This is a genomic window from Kouleothrix sp., from assembly GCF_046328425.1.
GTDB lineage: Bacteria > Chloroflexota > Chloroflexia > Chloroflexales > Roseiflexaceae > Kouleothrix.
The window spans coordinates 137,833-159,424 of the sequence record NZ_JAXLWP010000015.1 but is presented as its reverse complement, the minus strand read 5'-3'; the positions used below and the strand labels follow the sequence as shown (position 1 = coordinate 159,424).

General features: G+C 67.1%; 20 protein-coding genes. 10 read left to right on the top strand and 10 right to left on the bottom strand.

What is annotated here, in order from left to right; translation table 11 throughout:
* The first annotated feature begins 252 nt into the window (after window positions 1-252).
* Complete coding sequence (locus U0177_RS15595; protein WP_409571567.1) at window positions 253-591, top strand: hypothetical protein; 339 nt, start codon at window positions 253-255, stop codon at window positions 589-591.
* Between the two features lie 76 nt (window positions 592-667).
* Here U0177_RS15595 and U0177_RS15590 read toward each other — a convergent pair whose 3' ends face one another.
* From U0177_RS15590 to U0177_RS15555, 8 genes are all read right to left on the bottom strand, one after another.
* Window positions 668-1,765, bottom strand: coding sequence for a phospholipase D-like domain-containing protein (locus U0177_RS15590; RefSeq protein WP_409571566.1), 1,098 nt, complete (start codon window positions 1,763-1,765; stop codon window positions 668-670).
* Window positions 1,765-2,220: a hypothetical protein gene (locus U0177_RS15585; protein WP_409571565.1), complete on the bottom strand. Its 456-nt coding sequence runs from the start codon at window positions 2,218-2,220 to the stop codon at window positions 1,765-1,767. Before U0177_RS15585 ends, U0177_RS15590 begins: the two co-directional genes overlap by 1 nt.
* 109 nt (window positions 2,221-2,329) lie before the next feature.
* Window positions 2,330-3,598, bottom strand: coding sequence for a glycosyltransferase family 4 protein (locus U0177_RS15580; RefSeq protein WP_409571564.1), 1,269 nt, complete (start codon window positions 3,596-3,598; stop codon window positions 2,330-2,332).
* Between the two features lie 25 nt (window positions 3,599-3,623).
* Window positions 3,624-4,013, bottom strand: coding sequence for a diacylglycerol kinase family protein (locus U0177_RS15575; RefSeq protein WP_409571563.1), 390 nt, complete (start codon window positions 4,011-4,013; stop codon window positions 3,624-3,626).
* A gap of 92 nt (window positions 4,014-4,105) precedes the next feature.
* Entirely contained in the window at window positions 4,106-4,576 is a 471-nt protein-coding gene (gene ybeY / locus U0177_RS15570; RefSeq protein ID WP_409571562.1) for an rRNA maturation RNase YbeY, read from the bottom strand.
* 143 nt (window positions 4,577-4,719) lie between these two features.
* Window positions 4,720-6,939 (bottom strand): HD family phosphohydrolase, encoded by a 2,220-nt coding sequence (locus U0177_RS15565; RefSeq protein ID WP_409571561.1) that lies wholly within the window; start codon window positions 6,937-6,939, stop codon window positions 4,720-4,722.
* A 19-nt stretch (window positions 6,940-6,958) separates the two neighbouring features.
* The gene (locus tag U0177_RS15560) at window positions 6,959-7,465 is read right to left on the bottom strand and encodes a GatB/YqeY domain-containing protein (RefSeq protein WP_409571560.1); all 507 of its coding nucleotides are present in this window, start codon (window positions 7,463-7,465) and stop codon (window positions 6,959-6,961) included.
* Between the two features lie 82 nt (window positions 7,466-7,547).
* Complete coding sequence (locus U0177_RS15555) at window positions 7,548-8,180, bottom strand: guanylate kinase (RefSeq protein ID WP_409571559.1); 633 nt, start codon at window positions 8,178-8,180, stop codon at window positions 7,548-7,550.
* 188 nt (window positions 8,181-8,368) lie between these two features.
* Between U0177_RS15555 and U0177_RS15550 the strand changes: the two genes are divergently transcribed.
* From U0177_RS15550 to U0177_RS15515, 8 genes are all read left to right on the top strand, one after another.
* Window positions 8,369-10,123 carry an NFACT family protein gene (locus U0177_RS15550; RefSeq protein ID WP_409571558.1) on the top strand — a complete coding sequence of 585 codons (1,755 nt, stop codon included), beginning with the start codon at window positions 8,369-8,371 and terminating at the stop codon, window positions 10,121-10,123.
* 125 nt (window positions 10,124-10,248) lie between these two features.
* A complete protein-coding gene (locus tag U0177_RS15545; protein ID WP_409571557.1) occupies window positions 10,249-10,899 on the top strand; it encodes a DedA family protein in 651 nt (216 codons plus the stop codon).
* Window positions 10,900-10,968: 69 nt separating this feature from the next.
* Window positions 10,969-11,199 (top strand): hypothetical protein, encoded by a 231-nt coding sequence (locus U0177_RS15540; RefSeq protein ID WP_409571556.1) that lies wholly within the window; start codon window positions 10,969-10,971, stop codon window positions 11,197-11,199.
* A gap of 118 nt (window positions 11,200-11,317) precedes the next feature.
* Window positions 11,318-12,220, top strand: coding sequence for a dihydropteroate synthase (gene folP / locus U0177_RS15535; protein WP_409571555.1), 903 nt, complete (start codon window positions 11,318-11,320; stop codon window positions 12,218-12,220).
* A 118-nt stretch (window positions 12,221-12,338) separates the two neighbouring features.
* Window positions 12,339-12,992, top strand: coding sequence for a 50S ribosomal protein L25 (locus U0177_RS15530; RefSeq protein WP_409571554.1), 654 nt, complete (start codon window positions 12,339-12,341; stop codon window positions 12,990-12,992).
* Window positions 12,993-13,314: 322 nt separating this feature from the next.
* Window positions 13,315-14,067 carry a WecB/TagA/CpsF family glycosyltransferase gene (locus tag U0177_RS15525; protein WP_409571553.1) on the top strand — a complete coding sequence of 251 codons (753 nt, stop codon included), beginning with the start codon at window positions 13,315-13,317 and terminating at the stop codon, window positions 14,065-14,067.
* 368 nt (window positions 14,068-14,435) lie between these two features.
* Window positions 14,436-15,473, top strand: coding sequence for a phosphotransferase family protein (locus tag U0177_RS15520; protein ID WP_409571552.1), 1,038 nt, complete (start codon window positions 14,436-14,438; stop codon window positions 15,471-15,473).
* Between the two features lie 350 nt (window positions 15,474-15,823).
* Complete coding sequence (locus U0177_RS15515; RefSeq protein WP_409571551.1) at window positions 15,824-16,828, top strand: hypothetical protein; 1,005 nt, start codon at window positions 15,824-15,826, stop codon at window positions 16,826-16,828.
* 143 nt (window positions 16,829-16,971) lie between these two features.
* Here U0177_RS15515 and U0177_RS15510 read toward each other — a convergent pair whose 3' ends face one another.
* Window positions 16,972-17,691: an SDR family oxidoreductase gene (locus U0177_RS15510; RefSeq protein WP_409571550.1), complete on the bottom strand. Its 720-nt coding sequence runs from the start codon at window positions 17,689-17,691 to the stop codon at window positions 16,972-16,974.
* A gap of 120 nt (window positions 17,692-17,811) precedes the next feature.
* On the opposite strand from U0177_RS15510, the gene hemW reads away from it, so the two are divergent.
* A complete protein-coding gene (gene hemW, locus U0177_RS15505) occupies window positions 17,812-19,122 on the top strand; it encodes a radical SAM family heme chaperone HemW (RefSeq protein WP_409571549.1) in 1,311 nt (436 codons plus the stop codon).
* 187 nt (window positions 19,123-19,309) lie between these two features.
* On the opposite strand, the gene U0177_RS15500 is transcribed toward hemW, so the two are convergent.
* Entirely contained in the window at window positions 19,310-21,370 is a 2,061-nt protein-coding gene (locus U0177_RS15500) for a carboxypeptidase-like regulatory domain-containing protein (RefSeq protein WP_409571548.1), read from the bottom strand.
* Window positions 21,371-21,592: the final 222 nt, after the last annotated feature.

Genomic DNA, 21,592 nt, shown 5'->3' with positions numbered 1-21,592 from the left:
CGCGCGGCTAATACGCTGTGCAATCCGCGCAAACAGGCGTCAAGCAGCCTGATCGGCAGGTTGTGCTTATGCCGGCTAATCGTACGCACAAAGCCCACCTGGCTATTTCGACATAACCTTATCGGCCTGATCACGAATGCTTATTGCCAAAAACAAGCGATGGCCGGTTTTCAAATATGATGCTTGCAAAAAAATGTTAACTGTATTATGATGGGCATTAGCCGTATATACGCTTATTATGCGAGGTGAACAATGCCAAATGTGCGCAAACTCTCACAGGACGAAGTGCGGGCGATCGAAAACAAGGGTAAGGGCCAGCGTAAGCTAATTGAAGAGCAATACGACGAAATTCTAGGTGAGTATGGCGAAGGCGACTATGGCGAGGCGCTGTTGGATCCGGGCGAGAATCGTTTAACCGTACGCAACCGATTGAAGGCCGCCGCGCGCCGACGCAACTTAACGATTGATTTCCGGCGCACAAAAGACGATTTATTGCGGTTTCAGGTAACTGCCGCAGCCCAGGCTGTCTCAACCGATGCCCCCGAGGCAGTTGCGCCAAAAGGGCGCGGGCGCAAGAAGAAAAACGCTTAGCGTATTTGTGCATTACCTGGGCGAGTTGTGTGTGGAACCACGTGGCCAGCCGATGTGTATTCGGCCACGTGGTTTTTTATTGGCATCGTGACGGATTGCGCGCCCAGCGATACACGCGCTCGAATTCGTCTAGGTATGCCCGCGCTACTGCGGCATCGTCGATAATGATCAGGTTTTCGTCATTATCGTGCTCGGCGCTGCTGGTAAAGTTGTACGATCCGGTGATCACCGTCGCTTCGTCGATTACTATCACTTTGTGGTGCATCATGTAGCAGTTGCCGTCGGTGAGCACATCGATGCCGGCTGCGCGCAGCTGCCCGAACGACGCCTGGCTGCCATTCGCATTCTGGGCCTCGACTACGCCGCGCACGCTGGCGCCGGCGCGTGCGCGCGCGATCATTGCGTCGGCGATCGGCGCGGCAGTGTAGGAGAAGGCCATGAAATCGATGCTGCGCCTGGCGTTGGCGATGCGCTGGAGCACATGCTGCGCGACGCCGTCTTCGGGTGAGAAGTATACCGCCAGCCGCGCCTCACCCACGCGCGTGGCCGGGAAGGGAGTATCGCTGGTTTTGCTGCCGCCAAAGCGCCCCGCAAACAGCTGCTCGAACTCGCGGCTGTAGTCGGCGGCAAGCTCGCGGCTGGCGAGGCGCAGCATGTTGTTGTTGTTGCGGTAGGTGTCGTTCTCGGTCATATTCCACGAGCCAAGCCAGGCCAGCCGGCCGTCGATCACCGCGAACTTGTGGTGCATAAACGGCTCGCGCCGGTCGGCCCGCAGCGCCACGCCCGCTCGTGCGAAGCGCCCGGCCTGCTCGGATGTCTCGGGCGCGCTCAGGTTTTCGCTGTCGATCACCAGGCGCACGGTTACGCCACGCTGCCGGGCGCGGATCAGCGCGTCGGTGATCTCGCCAAGGTCAAAATCAAACGATGCCAGGTCGATGCTGCTGCGCGCGGCGTCGATGTCGGCCAGAAAGCGGCGCAGCAGCGGCACCGCCTGCCGCTGCCAGGGTTTGTCGGGGTAGATCAGTGTGGGCGTGGTAAAAAACACGTCGATCGCGCGATCGGGCGTGGTCGCGCCGGCGGCTCCGCCAAAGCGCGCCAGCCCCTCGCCTTGGCAGGCACACAGCCCGGCGATGGCGAGCAGCAGCGCGAGCGCGGCGCCAAACCGGCGCGGCATCACGATCTGCCGCGCAGCTGCTTCAGCAGCCGGGCCAGCCGGCTGCGGCGCGGCCGCTGGATCGCGCGCTCGATCGGCGTAGCGCCCGCGCCAGCGCCGGCCTGAAGCGCGCCCTGGGCAGCCAGGCCGGTGGCAGCGGTGGGGGCATCGGCGCGCTGGGCGGGAATGGCTGCGGTGGGGGCGGCTAGCTCGGGCAGCGCCGCTTCGGCCAGCGCCACTAGCCGGCGCGGGTCGCTCTCTCCGGAGCGGGCGGCCACAAGCGTCGCCTTGCGCACCTCTCGCGCGGCGGATTCGACCTGCTCGTCGGATTGGGTTGGGTCGGCGGCGACGCCCCCCGCGCGCGCGGTGGCCCAATCGAGCAGCGTTTTAGCGGCGCTGTCGTCGAGGTCGCCGCGCAGGCGCTCGTCTTCAAGAATGCGCTCGACGACCTGTTGCTGGCGGCTGGTGTTGGTCATATGTCTTGCCCTTTATGCGTACGCCAGCGGCACCCGGCGCCGCTGAATCGCCACGACGCGCCGTATTCCAGGGCGCTACGAGTGAGTATAGCACGGGGGCATAACCAGCTCAGGCGTGCTGATACACTGCTTCGAGGCGCGGCACGATCGCCGACCAATCGTAGCTCTGGCGCACCAGCGCCCGGCCGGCTGCGCCCAGGCGCTGGCCTAGCGCCCGATCGTCGAGCAGCCGCAGCACCGCATCGGCGAACTGCTCGGGCTGGTCGGCCAGCAGGCAGTGCTCGCCATCGTGCAGCCCGGCGATGCCCTCGGCGCCCATGCGCGTGCTCACCACCGGCGCCTCGAGCGCGAGCGCTTCGAGCAGCTTCAGCCGCACACCACCGCCAATGCGCATCGGCACGACGTATACCGGCGCGGCAGCGATAAACGGGCGTGCGTCGGCCACCTGGCCTGTAAGCGCGAGCATGCCAGCGCGGGCGAGCTGCTCAAGCGCCGGGGCGGGGCGCTTTCCTACGGCGATCAGGCGAATGTCGGGGCGGCGCGCGCGCAGCAGCGGCAGCACACTAGCTGCAAACCACACCAGCGCGTCGACATTCGGCCGGTAGTCGAGCGTGCCGCTGAATACCAGCGTCGCGGGTTCGAACACCAGCGCCCCGGCGCGCTCGTAGCGCAGCGCCGCCCGGCTGAACCCCTCGGTATCGACGCCGTTTGGCACCAGCTCGATTGGTACGCGCGGCGCCAGGCGGCCAAGAATGCGTTTGTCGTCGTCGGCGACGGCCAGCACCGCGTCGCAGCCGCGCAGGGCCTGGGCCTCGTAGCGCGCCAGCTTGAGCCACTGCGCCAGCGAATAGCCGGCGGCGTGCCAGCGGCGCAGGCGCCGGGCGTCGGCCAGAAACGCGCGCTTCTGGATCACATATTCGGCGTTGAACTGGTCGAGGATCAGTTTCGTGCGCTGCGCCTGCGGATGCGCCACGTCGGCAGCAGCGGCCTGGCGCGCGTAGGTCTGGGCCTGCAGGAGGTAGCCGGCCATCTCGATGCTCTCGGCCTGGATGATATCGAAGTGCTCGGTGGCGAGCAGCCCGCGCAGCGCGGCGGCGTAGGCCATGTCGGCGTTGCGCAGCGCCATATCGGGCAGCGGCGAGGCCAGAGTGGTCCAGGCGCGGCGCGCCAGGCTGCGCTCGGCTGGCCCGCGCACCGTAATCACCCGGCAGATACGCTGCAGCGGCGCGAGCGCATGCTCGGCCGCGAGGTCTGGCGCGAACGTCAGGCAGGTGAGCGTGTGACGCTGCGCCAGGCCGCGGATCAGCTGGTAGATCCGCATGGTCCCGCCGCCGTGCGGCGGGTAGGGCGGGTAGGGCGACAGTAGCAAGACGTTCACGGCGTATTCCGAACTCGTACGGCGTTTAACCTTCGAACCTGCGGACAAGCGCAACCACGATCGGCCACAGGTGCGGCACAAACAGCACCAGGCCGATCGCCACGGCGGCGATGGCAGTCAGCAGCACGGTGCCGGCGCCAACGTCTTTGGCAACTTTGGCGAGCGGATGGTAGCCCGGCGACGCCAGGTCGACCGCCGCCTCGATCGCGGTGTTAGCGCCCTCGGCCGCAAGCACCAGCACGATCGTAATCAGCAGCGCCAGCCACTCGTAGCGGTCGAAGCCGAGCAGCAGCCCAAGTGCGGCGGCGGCCAGGCCGATCGCGCTGTGGATCTTGGCGTTGCGCTGGGTCCAGAGCAGGTAGCGCAGGCCGGCGAAGGCATAGCGAAACGACGATCGCAGGGTTGTCGCGCGCATATGGCCGCCGGGTGGCGTTGGTGGCTGGGAAGCGATCATAGCGTGTGTCTAATGAATGGCGCGCAGCCGGCGTGGCCAGCTGCAGGGCGCCGTTATCGCGGCAGGCCGATTTGGGTCATCACTGCCTCCTCGCGCGCGCGCATAGCTGCGGCGTCCTCGGGCCCGCGCTCGTGGTCGTAGCCCAGCAGGTGCAGCACGCCGTGCACGGCCAGGTAGGCCAGCTCGCGCTCGCGCGAGTGCCCGTACTCGGCGGCCTGGGCCACGGCGCGCTCGTACGAGATCGCCAGGTCGCCTAGGTAGCGCGGCGTGCCGGGCGGCCGTACGAACGCCGGCCCATCGTCGGCATCGTCGTCGCCGAACGACAGCACGTCGGTGGGCGCGTCGACGCCGCGGTAGGCGCGGTTCAGCTCGTGCAGCTCGTCGTCGTCGCTGATCAGCACGCTCAGCTCGATCGGCTCAGCGACTGCCTCGGCCGCCAGCACCGCCGCCACTGCGCGCTCGATCAGCGCCGGGTCGACGGCATCGGCAAACCGGTCATCGATCTGGATGTCTACGTCTAGCATTGTCAACTACACCTAAGGCACGTTTCTGTATGCGTTTTTTTGGCCCGGAGCGCGGAACAAGCGCATGCAATATACGAGAATAGTACCGTGTAACGGGCGAATGGCCAGGACGCGGGCGTTTGGCGCGCTGGGCTGCCGGCCTATCACGAATGCTTTACCACCTGGGGCGCATAGTCGACGCGCGGGTGATAGATCCCCTGCAAAGTCGAGATGAAAGCCTGGCGGATCTTGGCGATATCGCTCAGCGTCAGGCTGCTTTCGTCGAGCTGGCCGCTGCGGATGCGCTCGTCGATGATCGAGTTCACCAGCTCTTCCAGCGTCTGCATGCCCTGCCGCGCGCGCCCATTGCCGTTGTGCGCGTCGTCGCGCGCCGAGAAGATCTTGCCGCTCTGGGCCTTTGAGCGCACCGTCGCCTCGACCGAGTCGGCCAGCATCATGATCGCCTGCTCGCGGGTGCGCGGCTTGGGGCCGGGGTAGCGGTAATCGTCGACATTCACGCTATCCTCTTGCTGCAGCGCGAGCTGGTAGAAGTGCTTGATCACGCTGGTGCCGTGGTGCGCGCGGATGAACTCGATCACCTGGCGCGGCAGCCCGGCGGCGCGGGCCATCTTCTCGCCCTCGGTCACGTGGTCGCAGATGATCCCGGCGCTGGTGTGCGGGTCGAGGTCGTTGTGCACGTTTTCGCGGTCGCTCTGGTTATCGGTGAAGAAGTAGGGCCTGATGGTTTTGCCGATGTCGTGGTAGTACGAGGCGACGCGCAGCAGCAGCGCGTCGGCGTCGATCTGCTCGGCCGCGCTCTCGGCCAGATTGCCGACCGAGAGGCTATGGTAGTAGGTGCCGGGCGCCTCGCGGATCAGCTTGCGCAGCAGCGGCTGGGCCGGGTGGGCCAGCTCCATCAGCTGCTGTGGCGTCACCACGTCGGCCAGGTGGCCGACCGGGTTGAACAGGCCCAGCGCGATAAACGCCGACGCCACGCCATTGATCGCGCTCGAGAGCACGATCTGCAGCCACTGGTTGCCAAGCGCGCCGCTGGGGTCGTTCAGCCAGAACGCGGCCTGGGCGAGGCCAGTGACGACGGCGATCGTCAGGCCGGCCGCCGCGAAATGCAGCCAGCGCTCGCCACGGCCGATCGTCAGGATTCCGGCCATGCTGCCGAGCAGCAGCGCCACGGCCGCGTTGGCGTGGTTGTCGTCGAGAAACGCGATCACCAGGGCCAGCAGCGTCACCAACATCAGCGCCAGCCCGCGCGGAAATAGCGTGGCGAGCAGCAGCGCGGTCATGCCGAGCGGGAAGGCGTAGACCCAGCTGCGCCCGAGCGGCAGCGCCAGCCGCGCGGCCAGCGCGGTGAGCGCGAACAGCACCGCGACCACCAGCAGCGTGCGGCTGACCATCCAGATATTGCGCTGCATCTTGTAGACATAGATGCCAAACACGCCAACCAGCAGCCCGGCCAGCAGCCCCTTACCGCCGACGCTCAGCCAGTCGATCTGGGTTTCGAGCAGATCGAGCGCCTCGAGCTTTTCCTGGATCGCCGGGGTGACGATATCGCCGGCGTGAACGATATTCTCGCCCTCCTGGATCGTCACGAGCACCGAGGCCACCTGATTGCGCAGCGCCTGCTTGCGCGCCTGGGTGGCGTCGGCGTCGAGCAGCCGGTTGGGCCGTACAAACGCCTCGCTGAACAGCAGCACCAGCTGCTGCTGCTCGCCGCGCGCCACCAGCGAGCTCCAGTACGGCATCGAGCGCTCGCGCAGGTTGCGCACATCCTCTTCGCTGAGGGTGTAGTCGTGGTCGCTGAGCGCCCGGTCGTACACCACCAGGGCCTGGTCGCGCACCAGGCTCCAGGCGTCGTTGGGCATGCGCGTGAGCTGCAGCGCGAGCGCCGGCGAGATGGCAAGCGTACTGCTGGGCAACGGCAGGCTCACGAGCTTGTCGCGCTTCTGGCCGCCGGTAAGGCTGGGATCGTTGCGGATCTGCTCGATCGTCTGCAGCGCGTTGGCGAGCTGGGCGCGCTGCTCGACGGGAATGCTCGGATCGCGGGTATAGACGACGGTATCGGGCGCGCTCTCGACGCGAATGCGCTCTTGCTCGGTCAGCAGCTTGCTGGCGAACGACACCGTGCGCGGCGCGCGAATCTCGATCGGGCTGGGGCTGCCCGGCTGCAGGTTGGGGTTGGTGAGCGGCCGTAGCATGAGCAGCGACCAGAGCGCCAGGCCCAGTAGCACGCAGACGCCAACGAGCATGCGGCGCTGGTACACCTCGTTCTGAGCGGCGATCAGCGACTGATCGCCCTCGCCGGCCGCGCGCAGCTGGCGATTCTCGCGCCAGCTGCGCCCCAGCCGCAGCCCCCATTTGCGTCGCATCGCTCCACCTACTTAGCGTCTAGCTGCTCAGGATCTCGCGTGCGAGCTGGCTGATCAGGCGACCGTCGGCGCGGCCTTTGAACTGCTGCATCAGCGACGGCATCACCTTGCCCATGTCGGCCACGCCGCGCGCGCCCAGGCCGGCGATCGCCTCGGCCAGCATGGGGCGCAGCTCGGCGGCAGTGAGCTGGCGCGGTAGGTAGGTTTCTAGAAGCTCGGCCTCGCGCTGCTCTTGCTCGGCCAGCTCGGGCCGGCCGCCTTTCAGGTATAGCTCAGCCGCGTCGCGCCGGCGCTTCACCTCTTTGACCATCGTTTCCTGCATGGCTGCCTCGCTGAGTACGACGACGATCGGCTCGCCGCTGGCGTCGCCCTCGGCCGGCGCGCTGGCGTCGAACTCGGCCTTCACTAGCGCCATCTGGGCGTTCTGAAGCGCGGCCAGCGCCATGCGGATCACGCCGACGCGAAAGCGGTCGCCGCCGCGCATGGCGGCTTTGAGATCCTGCTGAAGCTGTTCTTGTATATTCATATCGTCTTCCAGTAGCTCGCTACACATGCGCCTGTATTGTAGCAGATGTAGCCGAAACCGGCGCGCCACAGCGCGGCGCGGCTCACAGGCTGACGCGGCGCGGGCGCACGCGGTGCTTCTCGGCCACAATGATCGCACGGATCTGGCCAACCGCGTCGTCGAGGTGATCCTCGCGGTTGATCACGACATAATCGAACTCGTCGAGCGCGGCCATCTCCTGGTGGGCCATCTCGAGCCGCCGCTCCATCTGGTCGGGTGATTCGGTGCGGCGCCACTGCAGGCGGTTGCGCAGCTCGTCGAAGCTGCCAGGCGCCAGAAACACGAACACGGCGTCGGGCGCGAGCTGCTTGATCGTCGAGGCACCCTGCACGTCGATGCGCAGGATCACGTCGCGGCCGCTCTGCAACGCCTGGCGCACCTCGCTCTTGGGGATGCCTTTGTAGTGACCATATACCTCGGCCCACTCCAGCAGATCGCCCGCGGCGATCATCTCGCTGAACTGCGCCTCGCTGACGAAGTGGTAGTCGTAGCCGTCGCGCTCGCCCGGGCGCATCGGGCGGCTGGTGGCCGTCACCACGAAGTGAAATGGGAAGCCGATGTCGCGCATCCGCATCAGGATCGAATCTTTGCCGACGCCCGACGGCCCCGATAGCACCACCAGGATCGGTGGGGCCGCGTGGCCTTCAAGCAGCGGGTTCAGTTGTGTCTGGCTCATCGATGCTCCTGCATGCTATAATCTCGGCTCAATCGCGCGGCGTTCGCGCCCGGCGCTTGTGCTGCTCGCATCGGGCCGCGGCACCGCGGTATGCTGGTATCGTTTCGCGTCTGGTTTTCCGCTCTGCGAGCGCGAAACCCTGAGATAGCCGTGTTTCGGCGGGTGCCCGAAAGACGATCGGCAGGCATATGTACTTCGATGCGCTCGCGCTCGCTGCGGTAGCCGAAGAGCTACGGGAAGCCATTCTAGGGGGGCGCGTTCAGCGCGCGCTGCTGCCAAGCCAGCTGAGCGTCGCGCTCGAGATCTACGCGGCCGGCCGGCGCTGGCATCTGTTGCTGTCGGCGCATCCGCAGTTCACGCGCGCGCACCTGAGCGCGGCCAAGCCTTCGCGTGGGGTCGAACGGGCGACGCCGCTGCTGCTGCTGCTGCGCAAGTATGTTGTCGGCGGGCGCGTCGTCGCGATCGAGCAGCCCGATCTCGAACGAGTACTGCTGCTAAGTATAGTCAAAGGGCCGCAACCGCGCAACACGCCGGCCGACGAAGCCGACGAGCCGCCCGAAGACGATGAGCCGCTGGCCGAGGGCGAGACGCGCCGCTGCGAGCTGGTTGTCGAGGCCATGGAGCGCCGCGGCAATGTCATCCTGGTTGGCGACGACAACCTGATCCTCGAGAGCCTGCGCCATATCCCGCCACGCCTGAGCCGCCGGCCGGTGCTGCCGCGCGAGCCGTACGAGCTGCCGCCGCGCCAGGAGAAGCGCGACCCGCGCCACGCCACCGCCGAGGGCCTGCGCGCGCTGCTTGACGGCTCCGAGCCACAGCTGGCGCGCGCGATGGTAGCGGCCTACCGCGGCCTTTCGCCACTGGCCGCCCGCGAGGTGGTGTTTCGCGCCACCGGCAGCGCCGATACGCCGCTCGCGCCCGATCTGCCGTGGGCCCGGCTGGCGCTGGCGCTGCGCGGCCTATGGGCCGACGCGCCGGAGCCCAGCTTGGCGCGCGGCCCTACGGGCGAGCCGCTGGCCTTCGCGCCGTATATGCTGACGCACCTTCCCGGCGCGGCGCCGGCCGAGTCGACCAGCGCGGCGGTCGAGGCGTTCTACGGCGCGCACGAGCGGCTCAGCTCACACCAGCAGCGCCGCGATGCCGTGCGCGCCCTGCTGCTCGAGGCGCGCGAGCGCCTGCTTGCCCAGCGCCACAGCCTGGCCGCCGAGCTGCAGCGCGCCGCCGAGCTGGATCGGCTGCGCTGGGAGGGCGAGATGATCTACGCGTTTCTGCACAGCCTGCGCCCGGGCCAGGCCGCGCTCGAGGTCGAAGGCCGCACGATCGCGCTCGACCCGCAGCGAACCCCGGCCGAGAATGCCCAGGATCGCTTTCGCGCCTACGACAAAGCCAAGGGCGCGCTGGCCGGCGTGCCCGAGCGCCTGCACGAGGTCGAGGCGCGGCTGGCCGGGCTCGACGAGACGCTGGCGCTGCTCGATCTGGCCGAGGGATTCGAGCAGATTGAAGGCATCGCGCGCGAGGCCGCCGAGCAAGGCTACCTGCGCGCCGCCGGCCGGCCGGGCGCCAAGCAGCGCCGCCAGCCGCCGCTGCGCGTCGACACGCCCGACGGCTATGCGATCTACGTTGGCCGCAGCGCCGGCCAGAACGAGCAGGTAACATTCAAGATCGGCGCGGCCGACGACGTGTGGCTGCACGCGCGCGGCATGCCCGGCGCCCACGTGCTGATCAAAAGCGCCGGCCGCGAGGTTCCCGAGCCAACCCTACGCCGCGCCGCCGAGCTGGCGGCCTACTACTCGAAGGGCCGCGGCGAGAGCGCGGTCGAGATCGACATCGCCAGGCGCAGCCAGGTGCGGCGCATCCCGGATGCCCCGGCCGGCCTGGTGAGCTACCACGCCGAGCGCACCATCCGCGCCGCGCCGCGCGCATCGAATGAACCGCTTCCTTAAACAGATTGTTACAAACTGCGGTTGACAGCGCTTCCGAGTATCAAGTACAATCGATCGCAGTGCCCTGCGATTAGCATCGCGTGGGGCTGCTGTTTATTAGTACGTATCGTAAAGGATTTAGATCAATGGGCAGCATCATCGACTTCGTCTTGCACATCGACAAATATCTGAGTTTGTTCATCCAGCAGTATGGCGCGCTGACGTATGTGATTTTGTTTGTGGTGATCTTTTGTGAAACTGGCCTGGTGGTCACGCCGTTTCTGCCCGGCGACTCGCTGCTGTTTGCGGCCGGCGCGCTGGCGGCGATCGACAGCAGCGGCACGCTGAACGTGTTTTTGCTATTCGCGATCATGGCGGCTGCGGCGGTGCTCGGCGATACGATCAACTACCTGATTGGCGCGCGCCTGGGCGTGAAGCTGTTCGAGTACAACATCCCGCTGCTGAAGAAAGAGCACCTCGATCGGACCTACGAGTTCTACGAAAAGTACGGCGGCAAAACAATCATTCTGGCACGCTTTGTGCCGATCGTACGCACGTTCGCGCCATTTGTGGCCGGCGTTGGCCGTATGAACTACAGCCGCTTCATCACGTACAACTTCATTGGCGGCGTGGCCTGGGTCGCGATCTTTGTGTTTCTGGGCTACCTGTTCGGCAACGTACCGTTTGTGAAACAGAACTTCGAGATTGTGACGCTGGCGATCGTGTTGATCTCGGTGCTGCCGATGGTGTTCGAGTATCTGCGCAGCCGGCGCCGCGCCAAGGCACCGGCCGTCTAGGCGCGCCGGCCGCCTCTTCACGCGGATGCGCGGGGCGCCAAAGGCGCTACAAGCCTATGGAGGCCGCCCATGACCCTACGGAAGCTGCTTTCGCAGCCGCTGCCCAGCCCGCCGGAGCAGGCGCAGGGCTCGATCGTCGATCAGGCCCTGGCGATACCGCAGCTTGCGCCGCTGCGGCTGTTCCTCGAAAACTTTCGCGATCTGCAGCCGTGGTGGCCGGTGCTGGTGCCGCTGCTGCTGTGGGTCGGCCTGCGCACCTACCGCCGCGAGCGCGCGGCTGCGCTGGCCCGCGAGCCGTAGCTGTAGCTGCATCATAAGGCCCAGCAAGATGGCACGATGACAAGTTCGCTCGGCGACCTTGTGGTCGTGTCATCTTGTCGTATTGGCGATCTGGCGACTCATGGATAGGGGGCGAAGCGTGCCCGAGCAAGCAGGTTCACCCACGCTCGAACTTGGCGATGCGCGGCTGGTATGGGGCTCGCGTAGCTATGTGATGGCGATCATCAATGTAACCCCCGACTCATTCAGCGCCGACGGGCTGGCGACGCCCGGCGCCGATATTGCCGCCGCAGCGCTGGCGCAGGCACGCCGCGCCGCCGACGAGGGCGCCGACCTGCTCGATGTCGGCGGCGAGTCGACGCGGCCGGGCGCCGAGCCGATCGGAATCGAGGAGGAATTGCGACGGGTGCTGCCGGCCATCCGCGCGCTCGCCGCAGAGCTTGCGCTGCCGATCTCGGTCGATACCTACCACGCCGAGGTTGCCGCCGCCGCGCTCGACGCCGGGGCGCGCATGATCAACGATATCTGGGGCTTGCGCACGCCCGATCGCGGCTGGAACGCGCCGCTGGCGCAGCTGGTGGCGGCGCGGCGCGTGCCGATCGTGCTGATGCACAACCGCCGCGCCGAGGCCCGCGTCGGCGCGCTGGGCGGGCACTACCCGCGCGTCGAGTATGCCGATCTGCTCGGCGATATCGCCGCCGAGCTGCGCGAGTCGGTGGCCTACGCCGAGGCCCAGGGCATCGCGCGCGGGCGCATCATCGCCGACCCCGGCATCGGCTTTGGCAAAACACCGGCCCAGAACCTTGAGCTGATGCGCCGCCTGGCCGAGCTGCGCGCGCTCGGGCTGCCGCTGCTGATCGGCGCCTCGCGCAAGTCGTTCATTGGACTGCCGCTAGGCCTGCCGCCGCACCAGCGCGACGAAGGTACCGCCGCCGTTACGGCGCTGGCGATCGCCGCCGGCGCCGATATCGTGCGCGTGCATAATGTCCAGATGAATGTGCGCGCTGCGCGGATCGCCGACGCGATCGTGCGCGGCGCTTGAGGTGCGGTGGCGATTTGCGCGTGTGGAAGCTCTATGGTACACTCTCCGACTCGGAGCTACCGGGCAATGCCCCTAGCTATAGCGAAGGTATTGGCAGCTTTGAAGGAGCATAACATCAATGGCTGATCGCATCACCCTCGATCTTGAGAACCGGACACTCACCGGGAAGAAAGTCAACAAGCTGCGGCGCGCCGGCCTGCTGCCGGCGACTGTGTATGGCAAAGGCGTTGGGCCATTCACGGTGCAGCTGAACGCGCGCACGTTCAGCGACGCGTATCGCCACGCCGGGCGCACTGGCCTGCTCGATCTGAATATCCCTGGCCAGAAGAGCGTGTCGGTGTTCATTCATTCCCTGCAGCGCCACCCGGTGACGCGCGCCATCACCCACGTCGATTTCCTGGCGGTCGACCTGCGCATCGAGGTGACGGTCGACGTGCCGCTGCATATTGTCGGCGAATCCGAGCTGGTGCGCCGCGGCGACGCGCTGCTGAACCAGGTGCTCACGAGCCTGGAGGTGCGCGCGCTGCCCACCGATATCCCCTCGGTCATCGAAATCGATGTCAGCGGGCTCGATAGCTTCGACAAGAGCATCCACGTCGGCGATATCGTGCTTCAGACCAAGGGCGAGATCGCGACGCCGGCCGACGAGTTGGTGGTAAGCCTGACGCAGACGCGGCCTGAGGAGGCCGAAGAGGCCGAGGCCGGCGAGGCGGCGGCCGAGCCCGAGCTGGTGCGCGAGACGCGTGAGGACGAGGACGGCAACGGCGCGTAGCGCTGGCAGGCGCCCGAGCGGCGCGGCCCCCGCCAACTGGCGGGGGCCGCGCTGTGCCATGCTTCCGAAACATCGCCGCGCGGCCGGAGCTGCGATATTCTGCGGCTGGCGGGCATACAAAAGCCCCCGCCAGTGGCGAGGGCTTTCGTCTAAGGTCGGGCATCACCGGAGCAGACTAGCGAGCCGTGCTCCCGGTGATGCCCTTACGCTCATTACTCATGGGCATCACCTCCTTTGCGCCTAAACGGCATATCAGGATGTTGCGGTTACTATACCCGAAACGATCGGGTCTGTCAAGAGCTTTTGAGGGCAATTTTCGAACATGGTTGCTGAAGATTCGCGCCGGCGTGTGAATATTCTCGGCGTGGCGATCGACGACGTGCTCGAGGGCGAGGCGATCGAGCGTGTGGCCGGCTATATCGCGGCAGGCGGGCCGCATCGTGTCGTCACGGTCAACCCCGAGTTTGTGATGGAGGCGCGGCGAAACGCAGTGTTTCGCCAGGTGCTGGCCGCCGCCGACATGGCCACCCCCGACGGCTTTGGGCTGCTGCTGGTGGCCCGCTGGCGCGGCACCCCGCTGCGCGGCCGTGTCACCGGCGTGGCGCTGGCCGGCCAGATCGCGGCGCGCGCTGCCCGCGACGGCTGGTCGATCTTTCTGCTTGGCGCGGCGCCCGGCGTGGCCGAGCGCGCCGCAGATGAGCTTGAGCGCGCTTACCCGGGGCTGCGCGTGGCGGGCTGCCATGCCGGCTCGCCGCGCCCGGCCGACGAGCCGGGCATTCGCGCGCTGATTGCCCAGGCGCGGCCCGATGTGCTGCTGGTGGCGTATGGCCACCCAGCTCAGGATCTGTGGATCGCGCGCAACCAGCCGGCGCTGGGCGTGCCGGTGGCGATTGGAGTTGGCGGTGTGTTCGACTACCTGGCCGGCGAAGTGCCGCTCGCGCCCGCGTGGATGCGGCGGGCCGGCCTGGAGTGGCTGTACCGGCTGATCCGCCAGCCGCGTCGCTGGCGGCGCATTCTGGTGGCGGTGCCGCTGTTTCTGTGGGCCGCGCTGCGCGAGCCCCGGCCGCGCAGCTAGCTGGCTGCGCATGTTATACCAAATTCGCTTGATTCCTGACACTTTGGTGGGGGTTTGGGGCGGCTTCGCCGCCCCATTTCGTATTGTGTTGCACGACGTGGCGAAGCCACGTCGTGCAACACAATGCTATATGTGATCAAGCGAACAGCATATTAGCGGTGCGCGTTTTGGCCTTCGGCGGAGCGGTACTTTTCACGGATGGCGCTGAGAATGTGGCGCAAAGCGCCAAATTCTCAGCACAACAGAAAGTACAGTACCATGCAGGCAGGCGAATTACGCCAAAATGCGGATGCAGCCGGCTCGCGCGGCGTGGTACGATTCAGCACTATGAAATTAAACATCCCACCCAATTCACGGCCGGCCCAGCTATGACAATCGATATCGAGCAGCCCGAGGCGCTGCTGGCATACCTGCGCGCCACCGGCCGAGTTGGCGCAGCCGAGCAGCCAGCCATCCGCACACTCGGCGGGGGCGTCTCGAACCGCGTGGTGCTGGTCGAGCGCCCAAGCGGCGAGGCCTGGGTGCTGAAGCAGGCGCTGCGCCGGCTGCGCGTGCCGGTCGAGTGGTATAGCAGCCCCGAGCGCATCCACTGCGAGGCGCTGGCGCTGCGCTGGCTGGCTCAGCTTACCCCGGCGGGCACGATCACGCCGCTGGTATTTGAAGACCCCGCGCAGTTCTTGCTCGCGATGCGCGCCGCGCCGGAGCCGCACACTGCCTGGAAGGCCGCCCTGCTGGCTGGCCAGGTCGACGCGGCGTATGTCGAGCAGTATGGCAGCATCCTGGCCACGCTGCAGCGTAACTCGTTTCTGCGCGCCGGCGAACTGGCGCCGCTGTTCAACGACCGCTCGTTCTTTGAAACGCTGCGGATCGAGCCGTACTATGTCTATACCTGGACGCAGCTGCCCGCCACGGGCGCATTCTACGACGCGCTGATCAGCGAGACGCGCACGCGCCGGCAGGTGCTGGTGCATGGCGACTACAGCCCGAAGAATGTGCTTATTCGCGCCGGACGCCTGATTTTGATCGACCACGAGACCGCGCACTTCGGCGACCCGGCCTTCGACCCTGGCTTCGCGCTGGCGCATTTGCTCGGCAAGGCGAACCATGTAGCCGAGGGGCGCGATGCCTTGCTCGGCGCGGCCGTGCACTTCTGGCGCTGCTACTCGGAGGGTCTGGGCGCGGTGCCATGGCTGAATGGCCTCGAGGCGCGCGCGACGCGCCACGCGCTTGGCACGCTGCTGGCGCGTGTGGCGGGGCGCTCAACACTGCCATACCTGACGCCGCAGCAGCGTCAGGCGCAGCAGGCCGCCGCGTTCGAGCTGATCCGCCAGCCCCCAGGCACCGTCGCGGCGCTGGCCGAGCAGTTCGCGCGGCTGATCGCCGCGCACGAGCGCGCGCTCATCTAGATTTCACCATTCTCTCATCTTCAGGATGGAACAATTTTGCCCGCGCCAGCGTTTGAATACATAGACACGGTGAACACGAGCGGCGCGTGCCACCGGCGCAAGTATAGAACCTTCACACGAAGCCCCCAGCCGCACCTCTACCGCCTCACGGCTGCTCACGCGGCCGTCGCCACCATTCGCCCGGCCGCTGTACAGCGGCCGGGCGCTCGTTTTCTTACGGCAATATGCAAAAAACGCCGCGACGTACGTCTATAGTACAGGCGGCATTTTCGACTCGGCCAACCTGTGGTATAGTCGCGCCCCACCCGCTGGCGGCGTGAACTCAACACAGATGCATAGCTATGGCTCGTGTGACGATCGGAACGCTGACCGTGCGAATTTCGCCGGCCGCGACGATGAAATGCCTGGTCGGCCTGAATGCCTGGCACACGTATAGCGAATTCCGCGAGCGCGAAGACGTGGCCGGCTTCTGCGCGCGGCTGTGCCAGTATGTGATGGCGCGGCCCGATGATGCCGGCCTGCCCGAGCTGGCAGCGCTGGTGAGCGAGCAGATCGCCAGGCTTCAGCGCGGCCGCGATCTGCGCGAGCCGGCGATCGACGCGCTGGGGCAGAAGGTGCGCGCGCTGCTGCGCGACCAGCAACGGCGCGCGCACGCGACGCGCTATGCCGAGCAGGCGGCGGCGTGGTTCGAGCGGTTTGCGGCGCAGCCATACCTCGACCTGGCGCTGTGCGCGCTGGGGCATCTCGAGCGCGTCGGCGCGCGCCTGCCCGGCCCGCGCCCGTTTTGCGACGCCTACGTGGCGCTCAGGCCGCCCGAGCTCCACAGCACCGGCCAGTATGTGCCCTGGCTTTCGGCGGTGGCAGTGCAGATGGACGCGATCATTGGCGGGCGCTTCGCCGAGATCGAGTTTATCGAGACGCTGCTGCACGAGCAGGTGCACGCGGTGATACACGCGCGCATGCGCGACCAGGGCGAGCACTACGCGCGGCTGCCCTGGTTCAACGAGCTGACGGCTATTCTGCTGAGCCAGTACGCGATCGCGCGGGCGTACGCCGATCTGCGCTACGAGCCGGCGTTTCGGGCGGTGCCTGCGGCCCTGCGCGCCGCGCGCGCCCAGCAGGAGTGGGGCGACCTGGCGGCGGCGGTGTTGCGCGCCACCGGCGACCCGCTGGTGACGTGGCGGGCCTGGCAGGCGATCTTCGCGCGCGGCGCTTACATCCGGCGCAACTACGCCCACCGTGACATCCTGCCCCCGATCGTCGGCCGCGCCGGCTGGCGCACCGCCTTCCCCTTCGCCTACGGCGCGCGCGCGGTGGATTGCCGCGACGACCTAGTACCCGGAGAAGCTGGCTGAAAAGAGTGCTTTGGAGGACTTCGTCCCTCCAAACCACCCTCACTGGCGTGTGGCCGCCACGAATGTGGTCGCCACACGCCAGAGGAGGTCGCGAGGGGCTATGCCCCTCGCACACCTCCTTATCAGGCAGGCTCTGAGCGTGATCACATGTCGACGTGGCGCGGCATCACCGGCAGCTCGTCGATGCGCAGCGACGGCGGCAGCGTGCATGCCCACAGCACCATCTGCGCCAGGTCGTAGGCGGTGATCAGCTGCCGGCGAAACTCCTCACTCGGGTTGAGCGGGTGGATGTCGGTGTTGATCATGCCGGGGAACAGCGTGGTGACGTACACATTCGAGGGCCGCAGCTCGTTGCCAAGCGCCTGCGACATGCCCGAGAGCGCGAACTTGGCGGCGCAGAACGGCGCGATGTTCGCGACGCCTACCCGCCCGACGCGCGAGCCAATGTTGACGATCGTGCCGCTGCGCTGGCGCTTCATGTGCGGTATCACCGCGCGCGCGGCGTAGAACGCGCCGCCGAGGTTGGTGTTGAGAATGGCGTGGAACTCTTGATCGCTGAACTGCTCGAGTGGCGCGACCTTGAGCACAACGCCGGCTGCGTTCACCAGAATATCGACGCGCCCAAACAGGTTGTAGATGCTGTCGACCAGCCGCGCCACCTGGATCGAGTCGGTGACGTCGGTGGGAATTGCGAGTGCCTGGCCGCCATCGCCGGCGATCTCGCCAACCAGCCATTCGAGCTTGTCGCGCCGGCGTGCCGCCGCAGCCACCACCGCGCCTTCGCGCGCCAGCAGCCGCGCCGTCTCGTAGCCGACGCCGCTCGACGCGCCGGTTATTATTGCTACCCGCCCCTGAAGCTTCATCCGGGCCTCGTTTCTCTTTGAGTATGCGGGCCGATTATACATGCTCAGCCAGAGGCGGGCAAACGTGCAGGCGCGGCGCTTGCGCGCCAGGGGCGAGCCGGATATGGTATCATGGCGGCTATGATCGACCTGATACCCGCGACATCTTACCCCGGCGACCTGCGCGTCGCCGCGCCGCCAAGCGCGCGCCACCTGTACATCCACATTCCGTTTTGCCATCGCCGCTGCGCCTACTGCGATTTCAACACCTACGCGAACATGGACGACCGCATGGAGGCGTACGTGCTGGCGCTGTGCCGCGAGCTGGACGCGTGGCGCGCGGCGCTGGGCGCGCCCCGCCTCGCGCTGCCGCGCCCGGCGGGCGCGCCGCCGGGGGCGCTGCTGCGCGCCGACCTGCGGCCGACGGTGTTTCTGGGCGGCGGCACGCCGAGCATGCTGCCGCTGCCGCTGCTCGAGCGCGTGCTGGCCGCCGCCGACGCGATCGTGCCGCTGGCCGGCGCCGAAGTGACCGTCGAGGCCAACCCTGGCACTGTGCTCGGCCGCGACTACCTGCGCGGCCTGCGCGGCCTGGGGGTGAACCGGCTGAGCATGGGCGTACAGAGCCTGCACGACCCGACGCTGCGTGTGCTTGGGCGCATCCACACGGCGGCCGAGGCGCGCGCGAGCTATGCCGACGCGCGCCGCGCCGGCTTTGAGAATGTCAACCTCGATTTCATCTTTGGCCTGCCGGGCCAGACACCCGCGCAGTGGGAGGCGACGCTGCGCGAGATTGCCGGCTGGGATGCCGAGCACTTCTCGCTGTACTCGCTGATCCTCGAGCCGAGCACGCCGCTGTTCGCGCAGGTGCAGGGCGGCCGCGTCAGCGTGCCCGACGACGACGATACCGGCGAGATGTACGAGCGCGCGATCGAGCTGCTCGGCGCGGCCGGCTACGCGCAGTACGAGATTTCGAACTGGGCGCGGCACGCCGACGCGCAGGCGACTGCGCAGCCGCCCCACGCCGCGGCCTCCGCGCAGCTGCCCATCCCGGCGTACGCCTGCCACCACAACCTGGCCTACTGGCTGAACGCCGACTACCTCGCGGCCGGCGCGGGGGCGCACGGCCACGCCTTCCCACGGCGCTACGCCGACGTGCTGGGCATCGACGAGTATATCGGCCGCGTGGCTTCCGGGCGCGCGCCAATCGCCGAGATCACCGAGCTGAGCGCGCGCGACCTGCAGGCCGAGACGATGTTTATGGGCCTGCGCATCAACGCCGGTGTGAGCTACGCGCATTTCCGCGACCGCTGTGGCGCCGACATGGCCGAGGTCTACGCTGCCGAGCTGGCCGAGTTGGCCGGGCTAGGCTTGCTCGAGCGCGACGAGCTGGGAGTGCGCCTGAGCGCGCGCGGCCGCATGCTCGGCAACCATGTGTTCGAGCGCTTCGTCTAGCTTTAGAGATTGTCTGATACCAACTCCGTTTGATTACTTGTGTTTTCTTGTGCGGCGCCCGGCAAGCCGGGCGCCGCACAAGAAAAAGAAACTTGGGTGCGGCGAAGCCGCCCCCAAACCCCCACCAAATCGTGGCCTGGGTGAGACGCGCCTAGGCCACGACGCCTTGTGCTTTGCGTTGCCGTGACTAGGGCATGGCTGCGGCGTCGAGACGGATGTCGTCGAAGGTTGCGTCGATCGCCTTGCCGTTGGTCGCGCCCAGTTGGATCTGGCTGGCCGAGCTAGCCCAGGTGCCGTTCACGATTGTTGCGAACGGCGTTGCCGGGAACGGCGCATCGCCCTGCGCCAGGAATACCTCCAGCACCGCGTTGGCGCCCGTGCCTTTCTTTTGATGCAGCCCGACCCGGTAGATCGCCCCGAGCGCCAGCGCGGCCGAGTGGCTGCCGATCGATGAGCTGCCGTTGCGCAGCTGGAGCGTACGGTCGGTGTTGAGCACGAGGTTGCCGACAGTGGTGCCGCCGTTGGCCACGCGTACGATCCGCACAGCTGCGGTGGGCGCGGCGTTCAGCTTGAGGTACAGCGAAAGATACAGGTTGTCGGCGGCGGCAAAGCCTTGCTGGAGGTAGGTGTTGCCCTGGAGGCGCGCTGAGGCCGCGCCCTTGAGCGGCGTGGTGGTGTCGAGGGTGGCGCCGGTGCCCGAGACACTCTCGGCGCCGCTGGGGCCGACCAGGCTGCCGCCCTCGAATGTGAGCGCCTTGATCGGCGCGCCTGATACCGGGCTGAGCGCGAAATCAGCGGTGACGCTCGCGTTTTCTGGCACGGTTACGGCTTGCTGGGCCGGATCGTAGCCGGCCGCAGCTGCGGTGAGCGACTGGCTGCCGGCGGCGATACCGGCAAGCGTGTAGCTACCGTCGGCGGCGGTAGTGGCGCTGGCGCCACTGGCCGCGACCGTCGCGCCCGCGATCGGCTGGCTGGTTGTGCGGTCGGTCACGCGGCCGGTGATGCTGCCAGTGATCGTTGGGTGGGCACCGGTGCGCAGCAGCGCTTCGACAAAGTAATAATCCCCATAGATCAGCCCAGTATCGTGCCCGTCGGCGCTACTCGAGTTGTTGTTGCGCGTGCCGTGCAGCAGGATCGAACGGTAGCTGGTGCCCTCGGCCAGGTAGCCCGGCGACGAGAGCGAGGTCAGGATGGCCCTGGCGCTGTCCAGGTAGGTCTGCTTGCGCGCGGCGTCGGTTTCGAGCTGGCTTAGTTCGAGCAGGCCCGAGGCGGCGATCGCGGCGGCCGAGCTGTCGCGCGGCTGGCCGGCCAGGCTGGGCAGCTCAAAGTCCCAGTAGGGCACCTTGTCGCTGGGCAGATGGCCGATGAAGTAGTCGGCGGTGGCGCGGGCAGTATCGAGGAAGCGCGGGTCGCTCGTCTCGCGATAGGCCATTGTGAAGCCATAGACCGCCCAGGCCTGCCCGCGCGCCCAGGTCGACTCGGTGTTGTAGCCCTGGGCCGAGCGCTTGCTCTTCACCGCGCCGGTGGCTGGGTTATAGTCGACCACGTGGTAGGTGCTGCCGTCGGGGCGCACGTGGTTCTCGCGCGTCTTGAGCGCGTGGCTGAGCGCCATCTGGTACCACTCGCTTTTCCCGCCATGCTTCGAGGCCCAGAACAAAAGCTCGAGGTTGATCATGTTGTCGACGATCACCTCGAAGTCTTTCGCGTCGGAGATCGAGCCCCACGAGCGGATGCAGCCGACGGTTGGGCTGTAGCGGCTGGCGAGCGTGCCTGCAGCCGTGAGCACAACCTGGCGGTAGGCGTCGTCGCCGGTGAGGCGGTAGCCGTTGCCGAAGCTGGTGAAAACCTTGAAGCCGATGTCGTGATCTCCGGCGTTGGTTTTTTGCCCGGCGATACCGGTCTGGCGTTGAGCTGCGGCGGTTCTCCAGGAGGCGTCGGCCGAGCGCTCGTACATGCGCCAGAGCGCGCCGGGGAAGAACCCGCTGGTCCAGCTGCTGGCGCCGGTGGTGTTCCAAGCGCCGGAGGTTTTGGTTGTCGAGGGATAGCTGCTGGCCGAACTAATACTGCTCAGGCTTGCACCGAGCTGGCGCGCGGCGAAGTCGAGATCGTGCTGGACGATCGTGTCGAACGAGCTTTGCGCCACGGCTGCCTTGGGTATGCAGCCGAGCAGTAGGCTGGCGCATAGCAGCGCGCCGACGCAGGCAAAGTGCCAGCGTGGAGGCTGCACAGGTGTTGGTTTTCGTCGCATAACCCACCTCCTTCAGGAGTATTGTTGCCGTGGAGATGCCTGGGCTGGCTGCGTGCGTATATGCAGGGCAACCCAGCGGGCAACCTGGCACCTTCGGCTTCGGCAGGGCGGGCGATTGCGTGGGGGCATTGTACTCCGTGCTGAGCCTGATGGGGTTTAGAAGCGTGCACGATGAGAGCAGATTGGTTCACGTGATCGTTGGTGTGGCCCTGGTCTCGGCGG

Bases quoted from the DNA above. Each gene is read 5' to 3' on its own strand.
- U0177_RS15510 (WP_409571550.1), bottom strand. From the start codon at position 17,691: ATGAAGCTTCAGGGGCGGGTAGCAATAATAACCGGCGCGTCGAGCGGC.
- U0177_RS15560 (WP_409571560.1), bottom strand. From the start codon at position 7,465: ATGAATATACAAGAACAGCTTCAGCAGGATCTCAAAGCCGCCATGCGC.
- U0177_RS15595 (WP_409571567.1), top strand. From the start codon at position 253: ATGCCAAATGTGCGCAAACTCTCACAGGACGAAGTGCGGGCGATCGAA.
- U0177_RS15520 (WP_409571552.1), top strand. From the start codon at position 14,436: ATGACAATCGATATCGAGCAGCCCGAGGCGCTGCTGGCATACCTGCGC.
- ybeY (WP_409571562.1), bottom strand. From the start codon at position 4,576: ATGCTAGACGTAGACATCCAGATCGATGACCGGTTTGCCGATGCCGTC.
- hemW (WP_409571549.1), top strand. From the start codon at position 17,812: ATGATCGACCTGATACCCGCGACATCTTACCCCGGCGACCTGCGCGTC.
- U0177_RS15575 (WP_409571563.1), bottom strand. From the start codon at position 4,013: ATGCGCGCGACAACCCTGCGATCGTCGTTTCGCTATGCCTTCGCCGGC.
- U0177_RS15545 (WP_409571557.1), top strand. From the start codon at position 10,249: ATGGGCAGCATCATCGACTTCGTCTTGCACATCGACAAATATCTGAGT.
- U0177_RS15530 (WP_409571554.1), top strand. From the start codon at position 12,339: ATGGCTGATCGCATCACCCTCGATCTTGAGAACCGGACACTCACCGGG.
- U0177_RS15525 (WP_409571553.1), top strand. From the start codon at position 13,315: ATGGTTGCTGAAGATTCGCGCCGGCGTGTGAATATTCTCGGCGTGGCG.
- U0177_RS15585 (WP_409571565.1), bottom strand. From the start codon at position 2,220: ATGACCAACACCAGCCGCCAGCAACAGGTCGTCGAGCGCATTCTTGAA.
- U0177_RS15590 (WP_409571566.1), bottom strand. From the start codon at position 1,765: ATGCCGCGCCGGTTTGGCGCCGCGCTCGCGCTGCTGCTCGCCATCGCC.
- U0177_RS15500 (WP_409571548.1), bottom strand. From the start codon at position 21,370: ATGCGACGAAAACCAACACCTGTGCAGCCTCCACGCTGGCACTTTGCC.
- U0177_RS15540 (WP_409571556.1), top strand. From the start codon at position 10,969: ATGACCCTACGGAAGCTGCTTTCGCAGCCGCTGCCCAGCCCGCCGGAG.
- U0177_RS15565 (WP_409571561.1), bottom strand. From the start codon at position 6,939: ATGCGACGCAAATGGGGGCTGCGGCTGGGGCGCAGCTGGCGCGAGAAT.
- U0177_RS15550 (WP_409571558.1), top strand. From the start codon at position 8,369: ATGTACTTCGATGCGCTCGCGCTCGCTGCGGTAGCCGAAGAGCTACGG.
- U0177_RS15555 (WP_409571559.1), bottom strand. From the start codon at position 8,180: ATGAGCCAGACACAACTGAACCCGCTGCTTGAAGGCCACGCGGCCCCA.